This window comes from Rhodobacter sp. CZR27 (assembly GCF_002407205.1).
Classification (GTDB): domain Bacteria; phylum Pseudomonadota; class Alphaproteobacteria; order Rhodobacterales; family Rhodobacteraceae; genus Cereibacter_A.
In genome coordinates this window covers 1859458-1885825 of sequence record NZ_CP023548.1, presented here as the reverse complement: position 1 = coordinate 1885825, position 26368 = coordinate 1859458, and the positions used below count along the sequence as shown (strand labels likewise).

The 26368-nt window shown below is 68.9% G+C and carries 26 protein-coding genes and 1 tRNA gene; 22 read left to right on the top strand and 5 right to left on the bottom strand.

What is annotated here, in order from left to right:
* The first annotated feature begins 70 nt into the window (after positions 1–70).
* On the top strand, positions 71–1675 hold the full coding sequence (locus CK951_RS09150; RefSeq protein WP_096785851.1) for a heme peroxidase family protein: 1605 nt from the start codon (positions 71–73) through the stop codon (positions 1673–1675).
* A 316-nt stretch (positions 1676–1991) separates the two neighbouring features.
* Here CK951_RS09150 and CK951_RS09145 read toward each other — a convergent pair whose 3' ends face one another.
* The gene (locus CK951_RS09145; RefSeq protein ID WP_096785850.1) at positions 1992–2603 is read right to left on the bottom strand and encodes a TetR family transcriptional regulator C-terminal domain-containing protein; all 612 of its coding nucleotides are present in this window, start codon (positions 2601–2603) and stop codon (positions 1992–1994) included.
* A gap of 232 nt (positions 2604–2835) precedes the next feature.
* Positions 2836–3468 carry a TetR/AcrR family transcriptional regulator gene (locus tag CK951_RS09140; protein WP_096785849.1) on the bottom strand — a complete coding sequence of 211 codons (633 nt, stop codon included), beginning with the start codon at positions 3466–3468 and terminating at the stop codon, positions 2836–2838.
* Between the two features lie 132 nt (positions 3469–3600).
* Between CK951_RS09140 and CK951_RS09135 the strand changes: the two genes are divergently transcribed.
* From CK951_RS09135 to CK951_RS09075, 13 genes are all read left to right on the top strand, one after another.
* The gene (locus CK951_RS09135) at positions 3601–4860 is read left to right on the top strand and encodes a Zn-dependent hydrolase (RefSeq protein WP_096785848.1); all 1260 of its coding nucleotides are present in this window, start codon (positions 3601–3603) and stop codon (positions 4858–4860) included.
* The gene (locus tag CK951_RS09130) at positions 4857–5933 is read left to right on the top strand and encodes an acyltransferase (protein WP_157764528.1); all 1077 of its coding nucleotides are present in this window, start codon (positions 4857–4859) and stop codon (positions 5931–5933) included. Before CK951_RS09135 ends, CK951_RS09130 begins: the two co-directional genes overlap by 4 nt.
* A 102-nt stretch (positions 5934–6035) precedes the next feature.
* Positions 6036–7487, top strand: coding sequence for a dihydropyrimidinase (hydA, locus tag CK951_RS09125; protein ID WP_096785846.1), 1452 nt, complete (start codon positions 6036–6038; stop codon positions 7485–7487).
* Positions 7487–8284 (top strand): ABC transporter ATP-binding protein, encoded by a 798-nt coding sequence (locus CK951_RS09120; protein ID WP_096785845.1) that lies wholly within the window; start codon positions 7487–7489, stop codon positions 8282–8284. The genes hydA and CK951_RS09120 overlap by 1 nt, the downstream gene beginning before the upstream one ends.
* Before the next feature lie 9 nt (positions 8285–8293).
* The gene (locus CK951_RS09115; protein WP_096785844.1) at positions 8294–9157 is read left to right on the top strand and encodes an ABC transporter permease; all 864 of its coding nucleotides are present in this window, start codon (positions 8294–8296) and stop codon (positions 9155–9157) included.
* On the top strand, positions 9154–10005 hold the full coding sequence (locus CK951_RS09110) for an ABC transporter permease (RefSeq protein WP_096785843.1): 852 nt from the start codon (positions 9154–9156) through the stop codon (positions 10003–10005). Before CK951_RS09115 ends, CK951_RS09110 begins: the two co-directional genes overlap by 4 nt.
* Positions 10006–10034: 29 nt before the next feature.
* Positions 10035–11015: an ABC transporter substrate-binding protein gene (locus CK951_RS09105; protein WP_096785842.1), complete on the top strand. Its 981-nt coding sequence runs from the start codon at positions 10035–10037 to the stop codon at positions 11013–11015.
* A gap of 288 nt (positions 11016–11303) precedes the next feature.
* Entirely contained in the window at positions 11304–12149 is an 846-nt protein-coding gene (locus tag CK951_RS09100) for a fumarylacetoacetate hydrolase family protein (protein WP_096785841.1), read from the top strand.
* Between the two features lie 153 nt (positions 12150–12302).
* The gene (locus tag CK951_RS09095) at positions 12303–13589 is read left to right on the top strand and encodes a helix-turn-helix domain-containing protein (protein ID WP_096785840.1); all 1287 of its coding nucleotides are present in this window, start codon (positions 12303–12305) and stop codon (positions 13587–13589) included.
* 101 nt (positions 13590–13690) lie between these two features.
* Positions 13691–14059, top strand: a complete 369-nt coding sequence (locus CK951_RS09090) for a response regulator transcription factor (protein ID WP_096785839.1) — start codon at positions 13691–13693, stop codon at positions 14057–14059.
* Between the two features lie 31 nt (positions 14060–14090).
* Positions 14091–14366, top strand: coding sequence for a hypothetical protein (locus tag CK951_RS09085; protein WP_096785838.1), 276 nt, complete (start codon positions 14091–14093; stop codon positions 14364–14366).
* Positions 14366–17050: an ATP-binding protein gene (locus CK951_RS09080; protein ID WP_096785837.1), complete on the top strand. Its 2685-nt coding sequence runs from the start codon at positions 14366–14368 to the stop codon at positions 17048–17050. The genes CK951_RS09085 and CK951_RS09080 overlap by 1 nt, the downstream gene beginning before the upstream one ends.
* A 280-nt stretch (positions 17051–17330) precedes the next feature.
* Positions 17331–18254, top strand: coding sequence for a FliM/FliN family flagellar motor switch protein (locus CK951_RS09075; RefSeq protein WP_232520598.1), 924 nt, complete (start codon positions 17331–17333; stop codon positions 18252–18254).
* Positions 18255–18312: 58 nt separating this feature from the next.
* Here CK951_RS09075 and CK951_RS09070 read toward each other — a convergent pair whose 3' ends face one another.
* Positions 18313–18744, bottom strand: a complete 432-nt coding sequence (locus CK951_RS09070) for a TIGR01244 family sulfur transferase (RefSeq protein WP_096785835.1) — start codon at positions 18742–18744, stop codon at positions 18313–18315.
* Between the two features lie 180 nt (positions 18745–18924).
* Here CK951_RS09070 and CK951_RS09065 point away from each other — a divergent pair, with 180 nt between their 5' ends.
* Together CK951_RS09065 and CK951_RS21380 are read left to right on the top strand one after the other, a co-directional pair.
* The gene (locus tag CK951_RS09065; RefSeq protein ID WP_096785834.1) at positions 18925–19242 is read left to right on the top strand and encodes a TraR/DksA family transcriptional regulator; all 318 of its coding nucleotides are present in this window, start codon (positions 18925–18927) and stop codon (positions 19240–19242) included.
* A 20-nt stretch (positions 19243–19262) separates the two neighbouring features.
* Positions 19263–19436, top strand: a complete 174-nt coding sequence (locus CK951_RS21380) for a hypothetical protein (protein WP_096785833.1) — start codon at positions 19263–19265, stop codon at positions 19434–19436.
* A 20-nt stretch (positions 19437–19456) separates the two neighbouring features.
* On the opposite strand, the gene CK951_RS09055 is transcribed toward CK951_RS21380, so the two are convergent.
* Entirely contained in the window at positions 19457–19672 is a 216-nt protein-coding gene (locus CK951_RS09055) for a hypothetical protein (RefSeq protein ID WP_096785832.1), read from the bottom strand.
* A 133-nt stretch (positions 19673–19805) separates the two neighbouring features.
* On the opposite strand from CK951_RS09055, the gene CK951_RS09050 reads away from it, so the two are divergent.
* Complete coding sequence (locus CK951_RS09050; protein WP_011908505.1) at positions 19806–20060, top strand: GapR family DNA-binding domain-containing protein; 255 nt, start codon at positions 19806–19808, stop codon at positions 20058–20060.
* A 229-nt stretch (positions 20061–20289) separates the two neighbouring features.
* On the opposite strand, the gene CK951_RS09045 is transcribed toward CK951_RS09050, so the two are convergent.
* Complete coding sequence (locus CK951_RS09045; RefSeq protein ID WP_096785831.1) at positions 20290–21162, bottom strand: hypothetical protein; 873 nt, start codon at positions 21160–21162, stop codon at positions 20290–20292.
* Positions 21163–21246: 84 nt separating this feature from the next.
* Between CK951_RS09045 and CK951_RS09040 the strand changes: the two genes are divergently transcribed.
* From CK951_RS09040 to mmsB, 5 genes are all read left to right on the top strand, one after another.
* The gene (locus CK951_RS09040; RefSeq protein ID WP_096785830.1) at positions 21247–22923 is read left to right on the top strand and encodes an iron ABC transporter permease; all 1677 of its coding nucleotides are present in this window, start codon (positions 21247–21249) and stop codon (positions 22921–22923) included.
* Between the two features lie 42 nt (positions 22924–22965).
* A tRNA-Thr gene (locus CK951_RS09035) sits at positions 22966–23041 on the top strand.
* A gap of 175 nt (positions 23042–23216) precedes the next feature.
* Entirely contained in the window at positions 23217–24356 is a 1140-nt protein-coding gene (locus tag CK951_RS09030; RefSeq protein ID WP_096785829.1) for an acyl-CoA dehydrogenase family protein, read from the top strand.
* Positions 24353–25387 carry an enoyl-CoA hydratase/isomerase family protein gene (locus tag CK951_RS09025; RefSeq protein WP_096785828.1) on the top strand — a complete coding sequence of 345 codons (1035 nt, stop codon included), beginning with the start codon at positions 24353–24355 and terminating at the stop codon, positions 25385–25387. The genes CK951_RS09030 and CK951_RS09025 overlap by 4 nt, the downstream gene beginning before the upstream one ends.
* Positions 25384–26256, top strand: a complete 873-nt coding sequence (mmsB, locus tag CK951_RS09020; protein WP_096785827.1) for a 3-hydroxyisobutyrate dehydrogenase — start codon at positions 25384–25386, stop codon at positions 26254–26256. The genes CK951_RS09025 and mmsB overlap by 4 nt, the downstream gene beginning before the upstream one ends.
* Positions 26257–26368: the final 112 nt, after the last annotated feature.

Genomic DNA, 26368 nt, shown 5'->3' with positions numbered 1-26368 from the left:
CCCGGCACGCATCCCGTTTTTGCACGACCTTTTCCGCTTCCCCTTTTCAGCCAGATGTTGGAGTCATTTCATGACCGCTCCTCAGGATTTCCGTAACGCCGTTCCCCAGAACCCTCCGCGACGCGGCAGCCTCGAATGCCACCACGGCCACTCGCCGCGCCAGCCGTCGCCTGCCGCGCTGAACGCGCTGAACGGGCATGGCGATCCGGGCAAGTTCGGCCGGATGTTTCCCTTCCTGCCGCCGCTCGTCGTGCCGGACGAGGCGCTGCTCGATCTTGCCCGCGCCATGAAGGATCCCGACCCGGGCGGGGCCGCAGGCAACAACCCCGAGGTTCCGGCGGGCTTCACCTACCTTGGCCAGTTCATCGACCATGACATCACGCTCGACCTCACCCCGCAGGAGGTGCAGCGCGAGGACCCGCTGGCCACGGTGAACTTCCGCACACCGGCGCTTGATCTCGATGCGCTTTACGGGCCTGGGCCGGCGCTGGCGCCCTATCTCTACCAGCGCGACCCGGCGACAGGGGCGATGACGCCGAAGCTGCTGGTCGGCCGCGCCACCGCCTCGCCGGACGAGGCGGGCGGGCTGGTGCCGGACCTGCCGAACGACCTGCCGCGCAGCAGCGCCGGCCGCGCCATCATCGGCGACGAGCGCAATGACGAGAACCTGCTGGTCGCGCAGACCCACCTGGCCTTCATCCGCTTTCACAACGCGGTGGTGGACTGGGTGGCGGAGCGCACCCCCGGCCTGAGCGCGGCCGAGCTGTTCGACGAGGCCCGGCGGCTCGCGACATGGCACTACCAGTGGATCGTGCTCTTCGACTTCGTGGAGCGGCTGACCGAACCCGGCCTCGTCCGCCGCATCCGGCGCGAGGGCCGGCGTTTCTACCGCTTCCGCTCGCGCCCCTACATGCCGGTCGAGTTCTCGGCCGCGGCCTACCGGCTGGGCCATTCGATGGTTCGCGAGGGCTACAACCACAACCGCGTGTTCCGCTTCGGCCCCGGAGCGCTGGCGCCCGCCACGCTGGGCCTGCTCTTCGCCTTCACGGCGAAGTCCGGCGCCATCCTCGGCAATCTGGCGGCAGGTGCGCCGGCCGGGGCCTTCCCGCCGGTCGGGCCGCAGGCGAGCCTGCCGTCGAACTGGGTGATCGACTGGCGTCGCTACTTCGACTTTGGCGGCAATCCGGACGGCGTCACCGTCAACCCCTCGCGCCGGATCGACCCGATGCTGGTGCCGGCGCTGCACACGCTGCCGGGCGCGCCGTCCGAGAAGATGGGCAACCTCGCCTTCCTGAACCTGCGGCGCGGCGTGCTGCTGGGGCTGCCCTCGGGGCAGGCGGTGGCGGCGGCGATGGGAGTGGCGCCCCTCGACCCGCAGGACATCGCCGATGCCGGGCCGGACGGCGCCGCGGCGGCCGAGCACGGCCTGCACCGGACCACGCCGCTCTGGTACTACATCCTGAAGGAAGCGGAACTGCTGCGCGAGGGCCGGCGCCTCGGGCCGGTGGGGGCGACGATCCTTGCCGAGACCTTCCTTGGCCTCGTCCATGGCGACCATCGCTCGTTCCTCTGGATGCGCAGCAACTGGACGCCCGAACTGCCGCGCGCCGATCCCGACACCTTCACGATGACCGACCTGCTCAACTTCGTGGGCGACATCAACCCGGTCGGCTGACCGGCAGAGGGGGCGGTGCCCGTCGCCGTCCCCCACTTGCCAATGTCGGGGTAGCCCCGGTCGCGGGCCCCACGCACCAGTGTCAGGGCATCTGCCCGCCGGTGGCAGGTGCGGGAACAGGGCGGGGGCACAACTGCAGCCCGGTCCTGCGCGGCAGGGCGAGAGGAGCGTGGCGCGTCCCGCTGACGCCTCGTCCGCGATACGTGAGCTTCTCCCGTCCGGCGCCGCGGCCAGGGGTGCCGACCGTTCGCCGGTCCCGCTTCAGGCGCAGGCGCATCGCGAGGGCCGGGTTTGCGCAGGCAAGCTCCTCCGGTGGTCAGACGGCAAGCAGGCGGCGGAACAGTGTTTCCAGGTAGCGCTGCGCCTCGGGGTAGGGGTCAGGTTCGCCCTCTCCCAGCACCGCATGCACCTGCACGTCGAAATCGGCATAGTGCTGTGTCATGGCCCAGATCGAGAAGATCAGGTGTACCGGATGGAGGCGCGCAATCCGCCCCTCGTCCATCCAGCGGGTCAGCACGGCGGCCTTGTCCTCGACCAGCGCCCGCAGGTCGCCCTCGATCGCGGCGCGCATCCGCGGCGCGCCCTGCAGGATCTCGTTGGCGAACAGCCGGCTTTCGCGTGGGAAGTCGCGCGACAGTTCCAGCTTGCGGCGCACGTAGCCCAGAACCTCGGCCACCGGATCGCCCGCCGGGTTCATCGCCCTGAGCGGGTCGAGCCAGGTATCCAGCAGCCGCGACAGGAGCGCGACATGAATCGCCTCCTTGGAGGGGAAGTAATAGAGCAGGTTCGGCTTCGACAACCCCGCCACCTCGGCGATCTGGTCGAGAGTCGCCCCGCGGAACCCCTGCTGGGAAAACACCTCGAGCGCGGCTTCGAGGATGACTTCGGAATTGCGCCGCTGGATGCGGGTCTGCCGCGGCTGGCTCATGCCCTGGGGGTCCTGGGGTGCGGGATCATCTGTGTCTCCTCCGATGGCGCAAGCCTAGCCCGGCCTTTACCGGATGGTCAAACCCCTGCCGCTCCGATCGCCGGGAGTGGCGGCTTGCGACTGGAGGAGACCCCGCCAAGGGTCGGGCAGGCCCGGGCGCGGGCGTCGCACCGGCAAGGTTTCGAACATCCTCGCCACGAGAGCCTCCCCGTGCGGGCCGGTCCCTTCATCGCTAGAGCGCGCCGATCCCGCGAAGGATGATCGCCTTCACGCTGTCCGTCGCGGCTGCCCAGTCCTCGTCCGACAGCGGCTGCCCGCCGTTCAACGTCTCGATCTGGTGGCCGAAATCGGCATAGTGCTGGGTCGTCGCCCAGAGCATGTAGAGCAGGTGGTAGGGATCGACCGGCCGCATCCGCCCTTCAGCGATCCAGCGCCGGATCGCGGCCGCGCGGCCCTCGGTCCAGTCGCGCAAGGTCGTCTCCAGATAGTCCTGGATCACCGGCGCGCCGTGCATGACCTCGCTCGCCCAGACCTTCGAGCCATAGGGGCGCCGGCGCGAGATCTCCATCTTGGCGTCGATATAGGCACCGATGCCCGCCACGGGGCAGTCCGCCTCGTCGAGCGCATCCGCCGCATGCAGCCAGATCTCGAAGATGTCCTGAACCACGCGGCGGTAGAGCGCCTCCTTGGTCGGGAAGTAATAGTGCAGGTTGGCCTTCGGCAGCCCCGCCATGTCCGCGATGAGCTGCATGGTGGCGCCGCCAAACCCGGCCTCGGCAAAGACTTTTTCGGCGGCGGCAAGGATTGCGCGCTCGGTCTCGCGGCGGCTTTCCTCTCGTTTGGTGGGGCGGAGCGCGTCGGGCATGGCTTCGAGATAATCATTGACCGCTTGGTCAGGTTATGGTGCGCTCCGATGAGACCAACTGGTCAGCCAAAGAGCAACAGAAAGAGTCGGGGCGACCGCGTAACCGTGGCGACCCCGGACAGGGAGACGACGATGGCGGACATTCCGGCCGCGGGTGAGAACCTGCGCATAAATGGCGAACGCCTGTGGGACAGCCTGATGGAGATGGCGAAGATCGGCCCCGGTATCGCCGGCGGCAACAATCGCCAGACCCTGACGGACGCCGATGCCGAGGGGCGCACGCTGTTTGCCCGCTGGTGCGAGGCGGCGGGTTGCTCGATGGGCGTGGACGCCATGGGCACGATGTTCGCGATGCGCCCCGGCGAGGACCCGGACGCGCTGCCGGTCTATGTCGGCAGCCACCTCGACACCCAGCCCACGGGCGGCAAGTATGACGGCGTGCTGGGGGTGCTGGGCGCGCTGGAATGCGTGCGCACGATGAACGACCTCGGCATCCGCACGAAGCACCCCATCGTCATCACCAACTGGACCAACGAGGAGGGCGCGCGCTTCGCCCCCGCCATGCTGGCCTCGGGCGTCTTCGCGGGAGTCCACACGCTCGACTACGCCTACGCGCGCCGCGATCTGGAGGGCAAGAGCTTTGGCGAGGAGCTTTCGCGCATCGGCTGGAAGGGCGACGAGGCCGTCGGCGCGCGCAAGATGCACGCCTATTACGAGCTTCACATCGAGCAGGGACCGATCCTCGAGGCCGAGGGCAAGACCATCGGCGTGGTGACGCACTGCCAGGGCCTCTGGTGGCTGGAGTTCACCCTGACCGGGCGCGAGGCGCACACCGGCTCGACCCCCATGACGATGCGGGTGAACGCCGGCCTCGCCATGGCGCGGATCTTCGAGATGGTGCAGGAGGTGGCGATGGCCGCCCAGCCCGGCGCGGTGGGCGGCGTGGGACAGGTGACCTTCAGCCCCAACTCGCGCAACGTGCTGCCGGGGACGGTGGTCTTCACCGTGGACATCCGCTCGCCCGATCAGGCCAAGCTCGACGGGATGCGGGCCGAGATAGAGACGCGGGCCGCGGCGATCTGCGCGGAGCTGGGCGTGGGTTGCTCGGTCGAGCCGGTGGGCCATTTCGACCCCGTCACCTTCGCGCCCGAACTGGTGCAGACGGTGCGCGCGGCGGCCGAGAAGCTGGGCTTGAGCCACATGAACCTGATCTCGGGCGCGGGCCACGACGCCTGCTGGGCGGCGCGCGTGGCGCCCGCGACGATGGTCATGTGCCCCTGCGTGGGCGGGCTTTCGCACAACGAGGCCGAGGAGATCTCGCCGGAATGGGCGGCCGCGGGGACGGATGTGCTGTTCCACGCGGTGCTGGAGACCGCGGGCGTCGTAGCATGAGCATCGCTTCGCCGGCGGCACAAACGATTGCAAGGTTGGATACTCTTCAGGCCGGTCGCGGCATTGCGGCCGTTTACGTGGTGCTGTTCCACGCGCGGTTGATCACGGACGAGCGGCTCGGCGTCGAGGTATCTAACCGCTTCATCGAGGCAGGTCATGCAGGCGTCGAGTTCTTCTTCGTGCTCAGCGGCTTCATCATCTTTCACATCCACCGGAAGGACCTTGGCCGGCCGGACCAGTTGTGGGGCTATTTGCGCAACCGGCTGGTAAGGATCTACCCAATGTTCTGGATAGTCTTCGCAATGTTCGTCGCGGGACAGGCAGCGTCCGGCCAGATAGACAAGCTGCTGAGCGGGGCGATCAACATTGCCCGTGCGATCCTGCTTGTGCCGTTCGACGGATTGCCGCCGATGACAGTGGCTTGGACGCTGTCGCACGAACTGCTGTTCTACTGCCTGTTTGCCCTCGCTATCTGCTCACCGCGCATCGGCTGGATGGTCTTGGCAGCGTGGTGGACTGTCTGCACTGCACTTATTCCGTTGAGTATGGCGATGGGGGTGAGTCCCATATTTCCGCAGTCTTTTTTCTTTTCGCCGTACAACCTGCTGTTTCTCGTTGGCATTTGTGCCGCGAGCTACAGTAGCCACCTGCCGGCGAGTGCATTGCTCTGCGGCGGCCTGTTCGGTGGCGGCTTGCTGCTCTTCTCCGTAATCATCCTGCTCGAGCCGCAACTTCACGATACTGTGACGGTCGTTCTGTACGGGCTCGGCGCTGGTGCGATGATCTTGGCTGCGGTGCGGGCCGAGGAATTGCGCCTCGTCAGGGTGACCCGATTGATGACCTTCTTGGGGGACGCCTCTTATTCGATCTACCTACTCCACAGCATCGCGATAATCCTAGCGACCATGATTGTCGGACACCTAGGGCTGGCGGCGGTGCTTCCGCCACTTGGAACAGCCCTTCTGATGGCTTTCGCGGGAGTTGTGGCAGGCAGTCTGTTCCATGTCACAGTCGAACGGGAAATGATGAAGGCATTTCGCCGCAAGCACCGCCTGAACGCTGTGAGTACCTAAGCGCCGTGAGCAGGCTCAATGGACTCGCCGTGGAACTGAGCTGTTTAGTCCGATTCGTTGGCTTAGCAGCTGCTTCGTAATGGACCTGATTGGAGCGCAGCCATGTCCACAGTCATCAAGAACGGAACGATCGTCACGGCCGACCTGACCTACAAGGCTGACGTGCTGATCGAGGGCGGGGTGATCGCGGCCATCGGCCCGGATCTCAAGGGCGACGAGGTGCTGGACGCCACCGGCTGCTACGTCATGCCGGGCGGCATCGACCCGCACACGCATCTCGAGATGCCCTTCATGGGCACCTATTCCTCGGACGATTTCGAAAGCGGCACGCGGGCGGCGCTGGCGGGCGGCACCACGATGGTGGTGGATTTCGCGCTGCCCTCGCCCGGGCAGGGGCTGCTCGACGCGCTCGCCATGTGGCACAACAAGTCGGGGCGCGCGAACTGCGACTACTCCTACCACATGGCGGTGACCTGGTGGGGCGAGCAGGTCTTCGACGAGATGAAGGCCGTGGTCGATCAGGGCATCACCTCGTTCAAGCACTTCATGGCCTACAAGGGCGCCCTGATGGTGAACGACGACGAGCTTTACGCGAGCTTCCGTCGCTGTGCCGATCTGGGGGCGCTGGCGATGGTGCATGCCGAAAACGGCGACGTGGTGGCCGAGCTTTCGGCACGCCTGCTGGCCGAAGGCAACCGCGGGCCCGAGGCCCACGCCTATTCACGTCCCCCGCAGGTCGAGGGCGAGGCCACGAACCGCGCCATCATGATCGCCGACATGGCGGGCGTGCCGCTCTATGTCGTCCACACCTCCTGCGAGGAGGCGCACGAGGCGATCCGCCGTGCCCGGATGCAGGGCAAGCGGGTCTGGGGCGAGCCTCTGATCCAGCACCTGACGCTGGACGAGAGCGAGTATTTCAACCCCGATTGGGACCATGCCGCCCGCCGTGTGATGAGCCCGCCGTTCCGCAACAAGCAGCATCAGGACAGCCTTTGGGCCGGGCTTCAGTCGGGCTCGCTGTCGGTGGTGGCGACCGACCATTGTGCCTTCACGACGGATCAGAAGCGGTTCGGCTTGAACGATTTTACCAAGATCCCGAACGGCACCGGCGGGCTCGAGGACCGGATGCCGATGCTCTGGACGCATGGCGTGAACACGGGACGTCTCACGCCGAATGAATTCGTGGCCGTAACCTCCACGAATATCGCGAAAATCCTGAACTGCTACCCGAAGAAGGGCGCGGTTCTGGTGGGGGCGGATGCCGACCTCGTGGTCTGGGACCCCGAGAAGACCAAGGTGATCTCGGCCGGCTCGCAGCAGTCGGCCATCGACTACAACGTGTTCGAAGGGAAAGAGGTGAAGGGCCTGCCGCGCTACACGCTCTCGCGCGGCCATGTGGCTGTGGCGGATGGGGAAATCCGCACGAAGGAGGGCCACGGCAAGTTTGTCGCCCGCGAGCCGCGGCCGGCGGTCAACCGTGCGCTGTCCGCCTGGAAGGAACTGACGGCGCCGCGGCCCGTGGTGCGGTCGGGCATCCCGGCGACGGGGGTGTGATGTCGGACGCGACGACAGGCCGGCCCGTGATCGATGCGCGGAAGGTGGGCCTCACCTTCCAGACGGCGGACGGGCCGGTGCATGCCCTGAAGGACGTCAACCTGCAGGTGATGAAGGGGGATTTCGTCTCGTTCATCGGGCCTTCGGGATGCGGCAAGACCACCTTCCTGCGCGCCATCGCGGCGCTTGAGCATCCGACCGAGGGGGAATTGACCGTCAACGGCATGACGCCCGAAGAGGCAAGGAAGAGAAGGGCTTACGGCTATGTCTTCCAGGCTGCGGGGCTTTATCCCTGGCGCACCATCACGGGCAACATCCGGCTGCCGCTCGAGATCATGGGGTTCAGCCGGGCCGAGCAGGAGCGGCGCGTGAAGGACGTGCTGCAACTGGTTGACCTTGAAGGTTTCGGCAAGAAATATCCCTGGCAGCTTTCGGGGGGCATGCAGCAGCGCGCCTCGATCGCCCGGGCGCTGGCCTTCGATGCCGACATCCTGCTGATGGACGAACCCTTCGGCGCGCTGGACGAGATCGTGCGCGACCGGCTGAACGAGGCTCTGCTGAAGCTCTGGGCGCGGACGGGCAAGACCATCGGCTTCGTGACCCATTCGATCCCCGAGGCGGTCTATCTGTCCACGAGGATCGTCGTGATGTCGCCCCGTCCGGGCCGGATCACCGACGTGATCGAAAGCCCGCTCCCGCGCGAGAGGCCGCTCGACATCCGCGACAGCGCAGAGTTCATCCAGATCGCCCACCGCGTCCGCGAGGGGCTGAGGGCCGGGCATTCCTATGACGACTGAGGTGCGCCCATGAGGTCGGTCGTCCCGGTCCTGACGGTCGTCGCGGTGATCGTTGGCCTCTGGTATGCCGCAGCGGTGGGGATGAACGCGGCCTGGGTCCGCGATCAGGCCGCCCGCTCGGGCACCGAGGTTTCGTTCCTCGACCTCGTCCCGCAGACCATGACGCAGGAACGCCCGGTGCTGCCCGCGCCGCATCAGGTGGCCAAGGGGCTGTGGGACGGGGTGACGGGGCAAAAGGTGACCTCGAAGCGGAGCCTCGTCTATCACGCCTGGATCACGCTCTCGGCGACGCTGCTGGGCTTCGGCATCGGCACCGGCCTCGGTATCCTTCTGGCGGTGGGGATCATCCACAACAAGGCGATGGACCAGAGCGTGATGCCCTGGGCGATCGCGAGCCAGACGATCCCGATCCTCGCCATTGCGCCGATGATCATCGTGGTGATGAATTCCATCGGCGTGTCGGGGCTGCTGCCGAAGGCGGTGATCTCGGCCTATCTGAGCTTCTTCCCGGTGGTCGTCGGCATGGTGACGGGCCTGAGAAGCCCCGACCGGATGCAGCTCGACCTGCTTTCCACCTATAACGCGAGCCGTGCCCAGACCTTCTGGAAGCTGCGCCTGCCGGCCTCGATGCCCTATCTCTTTGCCTCGCTGAAGGTGGGGATCGCGGCCAGCCTTGTGGGCGCCATCGTGGGCGAACTGCCGACCGGTGCAGTGGCGGGCCTCGGCGCGCGCCTGCTGTCGGGCAGCTACTATGGCCAGACCATCCAGATCTGGGCGGCGCTGTTTGCGGCGGCCATCGTGGCGGCGGTGCTGGTGGGGATCGTGGGCTGGGTGCAGGCGGTCGTGCTGCGTCGGATGGGGATGGCGCGATGATCTGGATCCTCGCCGCGCTCGCGTTCTGGATCGGCACGCTGCTGCTGAACGTCCGCATCTCGCATTCGCGCTTTTCCACCACGAGGGCCGGGCGGCTGGTGGTGCCCGCGATCTTCGGGCTGACGATTCTGGTCGTCTGGGAGCTGCTGGTGCGGGGGCTTCAGGTGCCCTCGGTCATCCTGCCGCCGCCCTCGGCCATCGGGGCGCGGATCGCGTCGAGCCTGCCGGTTCTCTGGGGCGACTTCGTGCAGACCTTCGTGAAGGGCGCGCTGACCGGCTGGCTGATCGGCTGCGGCGCGGCGGTGCTGACTGCCATCGCCATCGACCGCTCGCCCTTCCTGCAGCGCGGCCTGCTGCCGGTCGGCAACTTCGTGGCGGCGCTGCCGATCGTGGGGATCGCGCCGATCCTTGTCATGTGGTTCGGCTTCGACTGGCAGTCGAAGGCGGCGGTCGTGGTGGTGATGGTGTTCTTCCCGGTGCTGGTGAACACGGTCGCAGGGCTTGCCGCCACCGACAGCATGCAGCGCGACCTGATGAAGACCTACTCCGCCAGCTATGCCCAGACGCTCCTGAAGCTGCGCCTGCCTGCCGCGATGCCCTTCATCTTCAACGGCCTGAAGATCGCGACCACGCTCGCGCTGATCGGGGCCATCGTCGCCGAATTCTTCGGCAGTCCGATCCGCGGCATGGGCTTCCGCATCTCGACCGAGGTCGGGCGGCTCGGCCTCGACATGGTCTGGGCCGAGATTGCGGTTGCCGCGCTGGCGGGTTCGGCCTTCTATGGGGCGGTGGCCCTGATCGAACGCGGGGTGACCTTCTGGCACCCCTCGCAACGACGTCAACAATAGCCCGAAGGGGCACAACACGGAGGTATAGGATGAAAGGACTTCTGACCGGAGCGGCGGCGCTCGCGCTCATCGCCGGGGCGGCGCAGGCCGAGGAGGTGACGCTGCAGCTCAAGTGGGTGACGCAGGCGCAGTTCGCGGGCTACTACGTCGCCAAGGACAAGGGCTTCTACGAGGAGGAGGGACTCGAGGTCACCATCAAGCCGGGCGGGCCGGACATCGCGCCGGTGCAGGTGCTGCTCGGCGGCGGCGCCGACGTGATGGTGGACTGGATGCCCTCGGCGCTGGCCGCGCGCGAGCAGGGGGCCGACATCGTCAACATCGCCCAGCCCTTCAAGTCGTCGGGCATGATGCTGACCTGCCTCAAGGAATCGGGTGTCTCGACCCCCGAGGACTTCAAGGGCAAGACGCTGGGGGTCTGGTTCGGCGGCAACGAATATCCGTTCCTGAACTGGATGTCGAAGCTCGGCCTGCCGACGGACGGCTCGCCCGAGGGCGTGACGGTGCTCAAGCAGGGCTTCAACGTCGATCCGCTCCTGCAGAAGCAGGCGGCCTGCATCTCGACCATGACCTACAACGAATACTGGCAGGTGATCGACGCCGGGCTGAAGCCCGAGGACCTCGTGACCTTCAAGTATGAGGATCAGGGCGTGGCGACGCTCGAGGACGGGCTTTACGTCATGTCCGACAAGCTGAAGGACCCGGCCTTCTCCGAGACGATGGTCAAGTTCGTCCGCGCCTCGATGAAGGGCTGGAAATGGGCCGAGGAGAACCCCGACGAGGCGGCCGACATCGTGCTGGAGAACGACGACACCGGCGCGCAGACCGAGACCCACCAGAAGCGGATGATGGGCGAGATCGCGAAGCTCACCGCCGGCTCGAACGGCGCGCTGGACGAAGCCGACTACAAGCGCACGGTTGCGGCACTGCTCGGCGGCGGCTCGGACCCCGTGATCTCGAAGGAGCCCGAGGGCGCCTGGACCCACGACATCACCGACAAGGCGCTGAACTGACGCCCACGCCGCGTGAGCCGGGGGCGCATCCAGCCGGATGCGCCCTCGCGCCCTGCGGGCGGCTCTGATGCTGCGGGCGGCAGGAAGGTCAGCTCCTCGCCGGTCTAGTCGGCGCTGATCGGCCGGCCGCCTCTGCCCACGACGCGGGGCCGCAGGGCACTGCTCGGCGAGGACGGCGGCCGTGTCGTGACGATCCTGCACCGGCGGTGGCGACAGGCGGATTCCGCTATACCCCCGGACCGAGCCATGGCATCGATGCGGCTGCCAACATCCGAGGGGGGAGATCCCATGAAACTGCTGCGCCACGGGCCCGCGGGGGCCGAGAAACCCGGGCTGCTCTGCGCCGACGGCACGATCCGCGACCTGTCGGGCGTGGTGTCCGACATCGCGGGGCCGGTGCTGTCCGATGCCGGGCTGGAGCGGCTCCGCAACCTCGATCCCGCCTCGTTGCCGGTGGTCGAACCGGGCACCCGGCTCGGCCCCTGCGTCGCGGGCATCGGCAAGTTCATCTGCATCGGCCTGAACTATTCCGACCACGCCGCGGAGACGGGCGCCGCCGTCCCGGCAGAGCCGATCGTCTTCATGAAGGCGACTTCGGCCGTCTGCGGGCCGGACGATCCGATCCTCATCCCCCGCGGCTCGGTCAAGACCGATTGGGAGGTTGAACTGGCGGTCATCATCGGCACCCGCGCGAAATACGTCTCCGAGGCCGAGGCGCTGTCGCATGTCGCGGGCTATGCCGTGGCCAATGACGTCTCGGAACGCGCCTTCCAGATCGAGCGCGCGGGGCAGTGGACCAAGGGCAAGAGCTGCGACAACTTCGGGCCGCTCGGGCCCTGGCTCGTGACCCGGGACGAGGTCGCCGACCCGCAGACCCTGCCGATGTGGCTGAAGCTGAACGGCGAGACGATGCAGGACGGCTCGACCCGCACGATGGTGTTCGGGGTAGCTCATCTGGTCAGCTACCTGTCGCAGTTCATGACGCTGCATCCGGGCGACGTGATCTCGACCGGCACGCCGCCGGGCGTGGGGATGGGCAAGAAGCCCCAGCGGTTCCTGAAGCCCGGCGACGTGGTGGAACTGGGGGTCAAGGGGCTGGGACACCAGCGCCAGCAGGTCGTGGCCGACGCCTGACGGCGGGGGTCGCCGGCCGCGACCGCCCGCAGGCGGTGCGGCTGGCCGCACCAAAGGGCCCTTGCCCGGGCAGCCGGAAAAGCTGCCGCTGAAAACACTTGCGCGAGTGGCGGAGCTTGCGGAAGAATCCTGTAAAGTTCCGGGAGACCATCCATGCCGATGACCGCCCTGATGGGCAGCCGGGTGCGCGAGCGGAGGCTTCAGCTGGGGCTGCGCCAGGCCGAGCTGGCGCGGACCACGGGCATCTCGGCCTCCTACCTCAACCTGATCGAGCACAACCGGCGCCGGATCGGCGAGGACGTGCTGCTGCGCCTCGCACGCGCGTTGAAGATCGACGCGCAGACCCTTGCCGCCGGTGCCGAGGGCCTGCTGATCGAAGACCTGCGCGCCGCCGCAGCCTCTGCCGGCGACGAACAGCCCGAACTCGACCGGGTCGAGGATCTTGTCGGCCGCTTCCCCGGCTGGGCGCGGATGCTGGCCACGCAGCACCGCCGCATCGGCCTGCTGGAGCGCACGGTCAATGCGCTGAACGACCGCATGACGCATGACACCCACCTGAGCGAGGCATTGCACGAGGTGCTTTCGGCCGTCAGCGCCGTGCGCTCGACGGCGGCGATCCTGGCCGAGACCGAGGACATCGAGCCCGACTGGCGCGCGCGGTTCCACGCCAACATCCATGCCGACAGCGAGCGGCTGGCCGTGGGGGCCGAGGCGCTGGTGGCCTATCTCGATGGCTCGGGCGAGGATGACCAGGAGGGTCTTGCCGCGCCGCAGGAGGAGGTGGAGGGCTGGCTGGCCGGCCGGGGCTGGCATCTGGCGGAACTGGAGGCCGAGGGCGGGCGCGACGTCCTCGAGGCCGAGATCGAGGCGCTGGTGTCGGCCTCGGCGCGGGCGATGGCGCGCGACTGGATCGCCCGTGCGGCCGAGGATGCGGCGGCCATGCCGCTCGTGCCCTTCCGCGCGGCCCTTGCGGCCGAGGGCGACCCGGTGCTGATCGCCCGGCGCTTCCGCGTGGGCGTGCTCGCGGTCTTCCGCCGGATCGCCACGCTGCCCGGTGCGGTGGCGGGCCTCGTGATCTGCGACGGCTCGGGGACGCTCGTATTCCGCAAGCCGCCCGAGGGATTCCTGCTGCCGCGCTTCGGCGCGGCCTGTCCGCTCTGGCCGCTGTTCGAGGCGCTGGCCCGGCCGATGAGCCCGGTCGAAGCGGTCGTGGAGCCCGCCGCGCGGACGCGGAGGCGCTTCCGCGCCCGTGCCTATTGCGAGCCGCGCCATCCCGCTGGCTTCCGCGGCCCGGAGCTTCGCGAGGCGGGGATGCTGATCGAGCCCGCGGTGCCGGACCCGTCCCATCCGCCGCGCGCGGTCGGCACGAGTTGCCGGATCTGCCCGCGCCCCGACTGTCCGGCGCGGCGCGAGCCCTCGATCCTGCTCGAAGGGTCCTGAAGCTCCTGCTTTGACAGAAACCCGTTTTCCGCAGATAGTCGCTTGAGGGAGACAGGGGGAGGGCGGCCCGGACGTGCCTGTCCCTCGGGGGGAGAGGGAGCATGACGGCACATGTGCTGCTGATCGAGGACGAGCCGAACATTGCCGAGGCGATCCGGTTCATCCTCATGCGGGATGGGCTGAAGGTCTCGACCCATGCGGGCGGGGCGGACGCCATCGAGGTCGTGCGCAGTTCGCAGCCGGATCTTCTGATCCTCGACCTGATGCTGCCGGGCATGAGCGGCTTCGACATCCTGTCGGCGATCCGCGCCGATCCGCAGACCGAGGACCTGCCGGTGCTGATGCTCTCGGCCAAGGGTCAGGTCCGCGACCGCGCCGCGGCCGAGAAGGCGGGCGCGGACGCATTCATGTCAAAGCCATTTTCCAATACCGAGATGCTGGCCTCGGTCCGGGCGCTGGTGCCGCGATGAGCCGGCTGCCCTCGCCGCTGTCGGTAGCGCGATGAGCCGGCGGCCTTCGCCGCTGTTCCTTGCCCGGCGGTCGTATCGGCGACGCAGGCTTCGCGATGCCGCCCGCCTGCTGCCGGTGCTGGGCGCATTTCTTTTCCTGCTGCCGATCCTGTGGGAGCCGGCGGCGACCGACCGGCGGGACACCGCGCCGGACGGGATCTACCTCTTCGTGGTCTGGGCGCTGCTGATCGTGGCCGCAGCCGCCATGGCGCCGGGCCTGCGGGCCGAGGCGCGCGAGGATGGCGCCGAGGAGGATGGGCCGGTCTGATGCCGTTCGACGTCCTCGTCCTTGCCTGCCTCGCCTATGTGATCCTGCTGTTCATCGTGGCCTTCCTGGTCGAGCGCCGGGCGGTGGGCGAGGCGTTGCCCTGGCTGCGCTCGCCGCTGGTCTATACGCTGTCGCTGTCGATCTACTGCACCGCCTGGACCTTCTATGGCGCGGTGGGCTACGCCGCGCGCTCGGGGCTGGAGTTCCTGACGATCTACCTCGGCCCCACGCTGGTCTTCGTCGGCTGGTGGTGGGTTCTGCGCAAGCTCGTGCGCATCGGACGCCAGCAGCGCGTGACCTCGATCGCCGACCTGATTTCGTCGCGCTATGGAAAGTCGAACCTGCTCGGCATCCTGGTCACGCTGCTCTGCGTGGTGGCGGCGACGCCCTACATCGCGCTGCAGCTCCAGTCCGTGACACTCAGCTTCAGCGTCTTCGCCAGCGGCTCCAGCGAGGGCTGGACCATGCCGGATCGCAACAGCACCGCGATCTGGGTGGCGGCGGGGCTTGCGCTCTTCACCATCCTGTTCGGCACCCGCAAGCTCGATGCGAACGAGCAGCACACCGGCATCGTGACCGCCATCGCGGTCGAGGGCATCGTGAAGCTGGTGGCGCTGGTCGGCGTGGGAAGCTTCGTGGTCTGGGGTATCGCGGACGGGCCTTCCGACGTCGTGGACCGCATCAACCGCTCCTCGATTGCCGACTGGTCGCTCGATCCGTCCCGCTGGGCCGGGCTGACCTTCCTGTCCGCGGCCGCGGTGGTCTGCCTGCCGCGGATGTTCCAGGTTCTCGTGGTCGAGACGGGGGACGAGCGTCACCTCGCTACCGCCAGTTGGGCCTTCCCGCTCTACATGTTCCTGATGAGCCTCTTCGTGGTGCCCATCGCCGTGGTCGGGCTCGAGATCATGCCGGCGGGCGCCAACCCGGACCTGTTCGTGCTGACGGTGCCGCTGGATCGCGGTCAGGGCGCGCTGGCGATGCTGGCCTTCCTCGGCGGGTTCTCCTCGGCCACGGCCATGGTGATCGTGGCGGCGGTCGCCCTGTCCACGATGGTGTCGAACCACATCGTCATGCCGCTCTGGCTGTCGCTGCGCCCTGCGCCGGCGGTCTCGGGGGATGTGCGCCGCCTCGTGCTGCTGTCGCGCCGGATCTCGATTGCCGGGGTTCTGGCGCTCGGCTACGGCTATTACCGCTTTTCGGGCGGGTCGGGGGCGCTTGCCGCCATCGGCCTGATCTCCTTCGTCGGGGTGGCGCAGATCCTGCCTGCGATGCTCGGCGGGATCTTCTGGCGGGGCGCCACACGGGCCGGCGCGCTCTGGGGCCTGACGATCGGCTTCGCGGTCTGGATCTACACGCTGTTCCTGCCCTCGCTCGGCCCGGGCTCCCTCCTGCCGGCGCCGGTTCTTGCCGACGGGCCGTTCGGCATCGGCTGGCTGCGTCCGCAGGCGCTGTTCGGGGTGGCGGACATGGACCCGCTGATCCATTCGATGTTCTGGTCGCTGGTCCTTAATGCGACCGCCTTCTTCGTCGCCTCGCTGGTGACCTTTCCCGGCCCGCTGGAGCGGCTGCAGGGCGCGGCCTTCGTCAACGTGTTCGAGACCGGCAACCGCGGCCCGCAGGGCTGGGCACAGGGCAAGGCGGAGGCCGAGGAACTGCTGGTGATGGCGCAGCGCATCCTGGGCGAGGAGCCCGCGCTTGCCATGTTCGAGGCCGAGGCGCGGGCGCAGGGCAAGGTGGGCTATCTGCCCGACCCGACGCCCGCCTTCGTCGAGCGGCTGGAGCGGCGCCTTGCGGGCTCGGTCGGCGCGGCCACGGCCCATGCCATGCTCGCCCAGCTTGCCGGGCGGGCCGTGGTCTCGGTCGAGGATCTGATGGCGGTGGCCAACGAGACCGCGCAGATCATGGAATATTCCGCCCGTCTCGAGGCGCAGCAGGACGAGCTGACCCGCACCGCGCGCCAGCTGCGCGACGCCAACGAGAAGCTCACGCGGCTTTCGGTGCAGAAGGACGCCTTTCTCAGCCAGATCAGCCACGAGCTGCGCACGCCGATGACCTCGATCCGCGCCTTCTCCGAAATCCTGATGGAGGGCGACATGCCGCCAGAGATGTCCGGCCGTTACGCGCGGATCATTCATGACGAGGCGATCCGGCTCACGCGGCTGCTCGACGACCTGCTCGACCTGTCGGTGCTCGAGAACGGATCGGTCCAGCTGAACCTCGGGCTGTCCAATCTGCACGAGATGATCGACCGGGCGCTGCAGGCCGCCGCCCACACCCGGCCCGAGCGCGGCTTCGTCATCCATCGCGATCCGGCGGCCGAGAACATCTTCCTGCACACCGACGGCGACCGGCTGGCGCAGGTCTTCATCAACCTGATCTCGAACGCGCGCAAATACTGCGATGCCGAGCAGCCCGAGCTGCGCATCGCCGTTCGGCAGAAGGGCGGCCGGGTGACGGTGGACTTCATCGACAACGGCTCGGGCATCTCGAAGGAGAGCCAGGAGCTGATCTTCGAAAAGTTCGCGCGGCTGTCGGATCAGACACGGGCGGGCGGGGCGGGCCTCGGGCTCGCGATCTGCCGCGAGGTGATGGCCAATCTTGGCGGCACCATCACCTATCTGCCCGGCCAGGGCGGGGCGGCGTTCCGCGTGACCCTGCCGCTGCGCCTGCAGCGCGCCGCCTGATGCCCGATACCGGCGCCGCGTCCGGGACCCGCCGGCAGGCTTCACCGGCGGTCAGACGCCCTTGCCGCCCCTGCGGGCTTCCCCGGCCGTCGTGGGTCGGATCCAGAGCGCGGAGAGGTAATTCCGCGGGTCCTTCAGGCGCCCTGGCGGCCCCTGCGCGTTCCGCTGGCCGCCCCGGATCCGATCCGGTCGCGCCACCTCCGGCCGTCAACCTTTTGTAAAGGCTGATGTGTCAGGAACGACGGGAAGGACGATACGGGGCCCGGGCGTGGACGGAAGCGTGCTCAGACGCAAGATCGAGGCGAAAGCCCGGCCGGCCGACCCGCCTCCCGCGGGGGCGGAGCGCGCCTGGCGGCTGGCGCTGGCCCGGTCGGGCCGGGACGCCTTCGCGCTGGCGGTGGAGGTCTCGGGTCTTACATCGGCGAGGCGATCGCTGACCGAACTGCTCGAGATGCCGGAGGCGCGTTCGCTCTATGCCGTGCTCGAAGGGCCGGGCGAGGCGCTGGGCCTGGCGGCGCTCTCGCCGCCCGTGCTTTCCGCCCTGATCGAGGTGCAGACGATCGGCCGTGTCTCCGCCGCGCCGACGGCGGTGCGCAAGCCGACGCGCACCGATGCCGCGATGGTCTCGGGCTTCCTCGACAGGGCGCTCGCCGATCTCGACCAGCAACTCGAGGCCGAGGAGGATCGGGTCTGGGCCGCGGGCTTCCGCTACGCCTCGTTCCTCGACGATCCACGGCCGCTCGGCCTGCTGCTGGAGGACTGCACCTACCGCGTCCTCGTGGCCGAGGTCGAACTGGCGCTGGGCGCCAAGACCGGGCCGCTGCTGCTGGCCTTGCCCGCGGACGGGCGCGGCGAACGTCCGGCCCTGCCGGATGCCGAGCCCGTGGGGACCGGGGCCGAGCCGTCCTTTTCCGCCGCCTTGTCCGAGCAGGTTCTGGCGGCCGACTGCCGGCTAGACGCGGTGCTGGAGCGGCTGACACTGCCGCTAGGAGCACTGATGGGCTGGCAGGTGGGCGATGTCGTCGAACTGCCGAAGGCGTCGCTGGAGCGGATCGCCTTCGAGGGTCTCGATGGTCGGCCGGTTGCCGAGGGCCGGCTGGGCCAGCATCGGGGAATGCGCGCGGTGCGGCTTTCAAGTGCCGTGGTGGCCCCGGCGGCCGGCGCCACGGTCATGCCGTTGCCGATGACCGGCACGGACGACTGACGAGCCCGTGGAGCGAGCGTCCGGCGCCGTCCGGGCGGTCCCTCTGCCGCGGCGGCGCTCAGGACGCCTCGGCCGCCAGACGGTCGATGTCGCGGCGGAAGTCTTCCAGCCGGTAGCCGTGCCGGGCGGGCAGGGCGATCAGCTCGTCGGTGGGAATCCGGCCCGCATTCGCCAGCGCCCAGACGATCGAGGACCGGTTGCCCGAGGCGCAATAGGCCAGCACGGGCCCGTCGGCCGCGTCGATCGCCGCGCGCTGCCGCGCGACGTTCTCCAGCGTGATCGCCCCGCCGACCACCGGGTTCTCGACGAAGACGAAGCCGGCCGCCTCGGCCGCGCGCCGCATCTCGGCCGAGTGCAGCGGCGGCGGGATTTCGCCGTCGGGGCGGTTGTCGATGATCGTGGTGTAGCCCGCCGCGCGCAGCGCCGGCAGATCCTGGGGCGTGATCTGGGGCGAGACGGCGTAACGGTCGGTCAGGGGGCGAATGCTCATGGCGGTCCTTCTGCGGCGGCAAGGGTGGCGCGAGGGCGCCACCGTGCGACCATACCGTCCGCCGCCGCAGGAGGAAAGCCGCCGGCGGCCCCCCTGTTTCTCGGCCTGAAAGCATTGACCTGCGTCAAGGATCGCCTTCGGGCCATCGCCTAACGTCTTCGGGACGAGAGGAGAAGCACCATGACCGACATCGCCAAACGCAAGGCCCAGCTGGAGGCCCGTCTTGCCGATCTCGGGTCGCGCCTCGAGAACATCGAGGCGGAGCTCGACTCGCACAACTCCCGCGACTGGGAGGAACTCGCCACCGAACGCGAGGGCGAGGAGGTGCTCGAAAGCATGGGCAACTCCGGCCAGCAGGAGATCCGCGCAATCACCGCGGCACTTGCCCGCATCGACGCAGGCGACTACGGTTACTGCGTGAGATGCGGCGCCGAGATCGGCGAGGCACGACTGGACGTGCTGCCCTACACCCCGTTCTGCCGCAATTGCGCCGGTTGAGCCCGGCCGAGGAGGAGAAGGTGACACACGCGAAGAAGACCAAGGACGAGACCCCGAAGCCCGAAGTCGCGACGGACAGCGAACAGGGACTCGGTCACCTCCTTGCCGAAATGCGGGCCCTTGCACTCGTTTTGCCGCCCACTGACCGGACGGATGCCGAGATCGAGGCCGATTTCGACAACATGCCGGTCTGAGCGCCGGCCCCGGGGATCCGTCAGCCGAACAGGATCCCCGCCACCACGCACATGAGACCGATGGCCGAGATCCCGAGCGCGGCGAGGTTCAGCACCACCACATGCTGCAGCCGCTGCCGCATCTCGGCATCGGGCAGGTTTGACCGACGCGCCGCCAGCGCGAGCCAGATGCACCAGACCAGCCCGCCGACCCCGGCGAGCGAGATCGCTGCCCCGATCCAGATCAGCCATTCCATCGCTGCCTCCCTCGCCTGACTGCGCGTCCGCGGGCCTAGCCGAGCGCGGGCGCGCTGGCAAGCCCGGCTGCCGCTTGATCAGCGCCCCCCGCCCGCGATAGGAGGGGCGCCAACGAGAGCGAGAGGCAGAAACATGAGCGACCCGCTGGATTCCTACAACGTCACCGCCGACGAGCTTCGCCAGTTCATCGAGCGTTACGAGCAGCTCGAGGCCGAGAAGAAGGACGTGACCGAGCAGCAGAAGGAGCTGATGGCGGAGGCCAAGGGGCGCGGCTACGACACCAAGGTGATGAAGAAGGTCGTTGCCCTGCGCAAGCGCAAGCCCGACGACATCGCCGAGGAAGAGACCATTCTGGAACTTTACAAGAACGCGCTCGGCATGGCCTGATCCGCAGCCGCAGCCGCAGCCGCAGCCGCAGCCGCAGCCGCAGCCGCAGCCGCAGCCCGCAGCCCGCAGCCCGCGGGCATTCCGGCAGGCCGCGGTCAGCGCGTGGACTTCGTCCGGTGGCGCGCGCGGCGGGCGGACGGATTGGCCGGACGCAGGTCATCGCGGGGATGGAGGGGCCTGCCGGCAGGCTTTCACCCCCGCCCGCCGGGGGCTTGATCCTTGCCCCCGCTCATGGCGCGATGAAGGTGACACCCGGCAGTGACTGGATCCGGGCGACATCCGCGTCATAGCCGCGGGTCAGGGTGTCGATGACCTCGTCGGTCCAGCCGGGCATCTCGAATTCCATCTCGATCCGCTCCGGCAGGCCGAACTTCTCGAGGAAGGCCGAGACGGCCTGCCGGCGCTGCTGCGCGCTCTGGGGCGGATGCTCGGCCAGGAAGGCGCGCATGCGCTTCAGCCCGGCGGGCGACATGAGCGAGGCGAGCAGATCGTCCGCCCCCTCGAAGCGGCCCGCATCCGGATGGCCCGAGACGGCGACCAGCACCTCGGGCCAGATCAGCGGCGTATCCTCGTCGCACCAGACGGTCAGCGGCACCTCGGGCACGGCCAGGCGGATCGACCGGATCGTGTCCGACCATCGCAGCGCGCCGATCTGGCTGCCCTCGAGGAAGTCCGCGTGGCTGCGGCCGCGCTGCTTCCGGAGCAGCGCAGGCAGGAAGGTCGCGGGGTTGCGGATCGCCAGATGCGCCTCGACCTCGCAGCCGGGAAAGATGTCGGCGAGGGCGCGCACCCGCTCTCCCGCCGCCGGATAGAGCGCGCCGCGCAGAACCCATTGCGGATAGGACAGGAAGCTGTCCCAGGAAAGCACGATCCGCCCGGCCCCGGGCAGGTCGAGGATGCGGGACAGCACGGCGCCGCGCGTCTCGATGGAGGCGGGCATGCCCTTCAGCCCCACTGCGGTGTCCCGCAGCAGCGTCCGGTAGCCGGCGGGCGCGGGCACGGCGATCCCGGCCTGCGCCAGCGCCTCGCGGTTGGCGAGAAGACACCTCAGCAGCCGTTCCTCGTCGGTGCAGTGGGCCCCGAGGTGGTAGATGACTCGCATGGCACAGGGATCCGGCTGGCAACAACGTGGCGGACTATAGGGGCTTTTCTGGACAGGGAAACCGGTTTCCGCTAATCGCGGGACATGCTGGATACCGATCGGACACCCGCACCCGCCGAGCGGGTCGCGCAGAGGCGCCTGCCCTGGCCGGACGGCTGGTCGCTGGGGGCGCTTGCCATCGCGGCGCTGGTGCTGGCGCCGATCGTCTCGGTGCTCTGGATCGCCTTCCATCCGGTGGAGAACATCTGGCCGCATCTGCTGGCGACCGTTCTGCCGCGCTACCTGGGCAACACGCTCCTGCTGATGAGTGGCGTTGCGCTGCTGACCGCGGCGGTCGGAACCGGGGCGGCATGGCTTGTCACGATGTACCGGTTTCCCGGCTCGCGCTTCCTTGATCATGCGCTGCTCTTCCCGCTCGCCATTCCGGCCTATGTCGGGGCCTATGCGCTGGCGGATTTCTTCGACTATTCCGGCGCCGTGCAGACCGGGTTGCGCGGACTGACGGGATGGCAGTCGGCGCGCGACTACTGGTTCCCCGAGGTGCGCTCGCGCTGGGCGGCGGTGCTCGTGCTGTCCTCGGCGCTCTATCCCTATGTCTACCTGCTGGCGCGCGCGGCGTTCCGCGAGCAGTCGGGCGCCTCCTACGAGGTGGCACGTGCGCTGGGGACCGGACCCTTCGGTCTCTTCCGCCGGGTCGGGCTGCCGCTGGCGCGGCCCGCCATCGCGGCCGGCGTCGCGCTGGCAATGATGGAGACGGTGGCGGATTTCGGCACGGTCGAGCATTTCGGCGTGCAGACGCTGACCACCGGCATCTTCTCGGTCTGGCTGACCGCGGGCAATGCGGGGGGTGCCGCGCAGATCGCAGGCGTGGTGCTGGTGCTGATCTTCCTGCTGCTGGCGCTGGAGCGGCTGGGTCGGCGAAATGCACGGTACCACCGCATGTCGCGCGGCAGCCGGCCCATCGTGCCGGTCGATCTGGCCGGGGGACGGGGCTGGCTGGCCGCGCTGCTTTGCACCCTGCCTTTCGCCATGGGCTTCCTGCTGCCGGTGGGGGTGATGCTGGGCCATGCGGTGCGGCGGCCGGAGGCCTGGACCTCGCCCGGCCTGCTGCGCGCGCTTGGCAACACGCTGACCGTGGGGGGGATCGCGGCGGTCCTGACGGTGGCGGGTGCGGTGTTCCTTGTCTATGGCGTCCGGCTTGCGCGGCGCGGCCTGCCGCGGCTGGTCCTGCCGCTGACGCTGCTGGGTTATGCCGCGCCCGGCGCGGTGCTGGCACTCGGCTTCCTCATCCCACTGGCGGCGCTCGACCACAGGGTCGCCGATGCGGTCGAGGCGCTGACCGGGCATGATCCCGGCCTGCTTCTGACCGGGACGGCGGCGGCGCTGGTCCTGGCCTATGTGGTTCGCTTCTTCGGAGTGGCACAGGGCGCGGTGGATTCGGCCTTCGGGCGGATCTCGCCCAGCCTGCCGCTGGCGGCGCGCTCGCTCGGCCGCGGGCCGGGCGGCACGCTGGGCGCGGTCTATCTGCCGCTGATGCGCGGATCGGTGGCGACCGCGCTGCTGGTCGTCTTCGTCGATTGCGTGAAGGAGCTTCCGGCAACGCTGCTGCTGCGGCCCTTCAACTACGATACGCTGGCCACGCGGGCGCACGAACAGGCAAGCCTCGAGCGCCTTGGCGATTCCGCCCCGGCCGCGCTTCTGGTCATGCTGGTTGGTCTTGCCGCGGTCGCGCTGCTTGCGCGGGCCAATCGCGCGCCCTGAGGGCTTGCACCGTTTGTCCCGGCAGGGTATCGGAACTGGCGTGCCCTTATAGCTCAGCTGGTAGAGCAGCGGTTTTGTAAACCGAAGGTCGGCGGTTCGATCCCGTCTGGGGGCACCAGCGCAATCCGGCAATCACCCGTCCCGGCGTGCCGCAGGCGCAGGCTTCCCTCCCGACGTGCGTGGCGGAACGCGTCTCAGGCCCGATCCGCCGGAATTACGTAACGTCCCGCTCGCTTTACACCGCCGAGGCGGCTGCTCTAACCTCGTGGCTCGGGGACAACGGGGGAGGAAGCATGGATTTCGCGTTGAGCGAGGAGCAGCAGGCGATCTTCGACATGGCGCGCGACTTTGGCGCGGCCGAGATCGCGCCGAACGCCCGCGCCTGGGAGGCGGAGGGCACCATCCCGCGGAGCCTCTGGCCGAGGCTTGCGGAACTGGGCTTCGGCGGGGTCTATGTCTCCGAGGACTTCGGCGGCTCGGGCCTCGGCCGGCTCGACGCGACGCTGGTGTTCGAGGCGCTCGCCATGGCCTGCCCCTCGGTCGCGGCCTTCCTGTCGATCCATAACATGTGCGCGGGCATGATCGACCGTTATGCCTCGGACGAGGTAAAGGCGCGGTGGCTGCCGGGGGTCTGCGCGCTCTCGACCCTCGTTTCCTATTGCCTGACCGAGCCGGGCGCGGGGTCGGACGCCGCCGCCCTGCGCACCCGGGCCGTGAAGGGGAACGACGGCTACCGCCTCACGGGCACCAAGGCCTTCATCTCCGGAGGCGGCTATTCCGACGCCTATCTCGTGATGTGCCGCACCGGGGGGGAGGGTCCGAAGGGCATCTCGACGGTGATCGTGCCGGCCGGCTCCGCAGGGCTCAGCTTCGGCGGGCTCGAGGACAAGATGGGCTGGCGCGCGCAGGAGACGCGCCAGGTCCAGTTCGATGACTGCCTCGTCGCGGCGGAGAACCTCGTGGGCGAGGAGGGCCGCGGCTTCTCCTACGCCATGTCCGGCCTCGACGGCGGGCGGCTCAACATCGCGGCGACCGCGCTCGGCGGCGCGCAGGCGGCGTTTGACGCGACGCTGGCCTACATGTCCGAGCGCCGCGCCTTCGGGCGACGGCTCGACGACTTCCAGGCGCTGCAGTTCCGGCTGGCGGAGATGGAGGTGAAGCTGCAATCCGCGCGGATCTTCCTGCGGCAGGCGGCGTGGAAGCTCGACCGGGGCGAGGCCGACGCCAGCAAGTTCTGCGCGATGGCGAAGCTGATGGTGACCGATGCGGCCTTCGACGTGGCGAACCAGTGCCTGCAGCTGCATGGCGGCTATGGCTATCTCGCCGATTACGGGATCGAGAAGATCGTGCGCGACCTGCGGGTGCACCAGATCCTCGAGGGCACCAACGAGATCATGCGGCTGATCGTGGCCCGCAGCCTGGTGACGGCATGAGCGAGGTCGAGATCCGCAAGCGCGGCCGGGCGGGGCGCATCACGCTGAACCGCCCCGAGGCGCTGAACGCGCTGAACTACGACATGTGCCTGAGGATCGACGCCGCCCTGAAGGGCTGGGTGCAGGATGCCGACGTCGATCTGGTGGTGATGGATGCGGCCGGCCCGCGCGCCTTCTGTGCGGGCGGCGACATTGCCGAACTTTACGCCCGCGGCACTGCGGGCGACCATGCCTTCGGCCAGACCTTCTGGCGTGACGAATACCGGATGAACGCCCGGATAGCGGACTATCCGAAGCCGGTCGTGAGTCTGATGCAGGGCTTCACCATGGGCGGCGGCGTGGGCCTTGGCTGCCACGCCAGTCACCGGATCGTCGGCGAGACGACGCAGATCGCCATGCCGGAATGCGCCATCGGCCTCGTGCCGGATGTCGGCGGCACACATCTGCTGGCACATGCGCCGGGCAGGGTCGGGGTCTGGCTCGGGCTGACCGGCAGCCGGATGGGGCCGGGCGATGCCATTGTCGCGGGCTTTGCCGACCATCTCGTGCCCGAGGCCGAGTGGCCCGACCTGATCGCCGCACTGGAGGAGGGGCGGCTGGAGATCCCGGCGCATGAGCCGCCCATCGGGCGCATCCCCGACCTGCGGGAGGAGATCGACCGCCTGTTCGCGGCCGAGAGCCTTGCAGGCATCGCCGAGGGATTGGCCGCCGACGGATCGCCCTTCGCGGGTGAGGCGCTGAAGGCCATTGCCCGCGGCTCGCCACTTGCGATGGCGGCGACCCTCGAGATCCTTCACCGGCTGGGGCCGACACCCACGATGCGCGAGGCGCTCGGGATGGAATACCGTTTCACCTATCGCGCGCAGGCGGAGGCGGATTTCCTCGAAGGCATCCGGGCGGCCATCATCGACAAGGACCGGAAGCCGCGCTGGCGGCACGCGGAGATTGGCGACGTGAGCCCGGAGGAGGTGGTGGCCCTGCTGGAGCCGCTCGGGCCGCACGCCCTGACTTTCGAGGAGGAGAGCATATGAAAATCGCATTCATCGGTCTGGGGAACATGGGCGGGCCGATGGCCCGCAACCTCGCCGCGGCCGGGCACTCGGTCACCGGTTTCGACACCGCGGCACCGATGCCCGAGGGCGTCGCGCCTGCGGCTTCGGCCGCCGAGGCCGCGCGCGAGGCCGAGGTCGTGCTGACCATGCTGCCGAACGGCCAGATCCTCCGCGCCGTCGCGGCCGAGGTCACCCCGGTCATGCCGAAGGGCGCGGTGCTCTGCGACTGCTCGACCGTCGACGTCGAGAGCGCGCGCGAGGTCGCGCGGCAGGCCGAGGCCGCAGGCCTCGGTGCGCTTGATGCGCCGGTCTCGGGCGGGGTGGGCGGGGCCGCGGCCGGGACGCTCACCTTCATGGTCGGCGGCAGCGCCGAGAGCTTTGCGAAGGTCCTGCCGCTGTTCGAGGTCATGGGGCAGAAGGCCGTCCATTGCGGCGATGCCGGCGCAGGGCAGGCGGCGAAGATCTGCAACAACATGATCCTCGGGGTCACCATGATCGCCACCTGCGAGGCTTTCGCGCTGGCCGACAAGCTGGGTCTCGACCGGCAGAAGATGTTCGATGTCGTCTCGACCTCCTCGGGCTACAGCTGGACGATGAACGCCTATTGCCCCGCGCCGGGCGTCGGGCCGAAGAGCCCGGCGGACAACGACTACCGGCCCGGCTTCGCCTCGGAACTGATGCTGAAGGACCTGCGCCTGTCGCAGCAGGCGGCCGAGGCGGCGGATGCCGACACGCCGATGGGCCGCCTTGCCGCCGATCTCTACGAGAGCTTCGTGGAGCGCGAGGACGGCCGGGGCAGGGACTTCTCGGCGATGCTGCCGCGGTTCGAGCGGCGCGGTCGGGGCTGAGCCTCGGCCCGCCCGGCGCAGGGCCGGGACGCCGGTGATCCGTTTCCTGCTGATGACGTAAATGTCCAATAGCTCCCGGCGGCTCTCACCGGGAACCGCAGGTGCGCCCCGA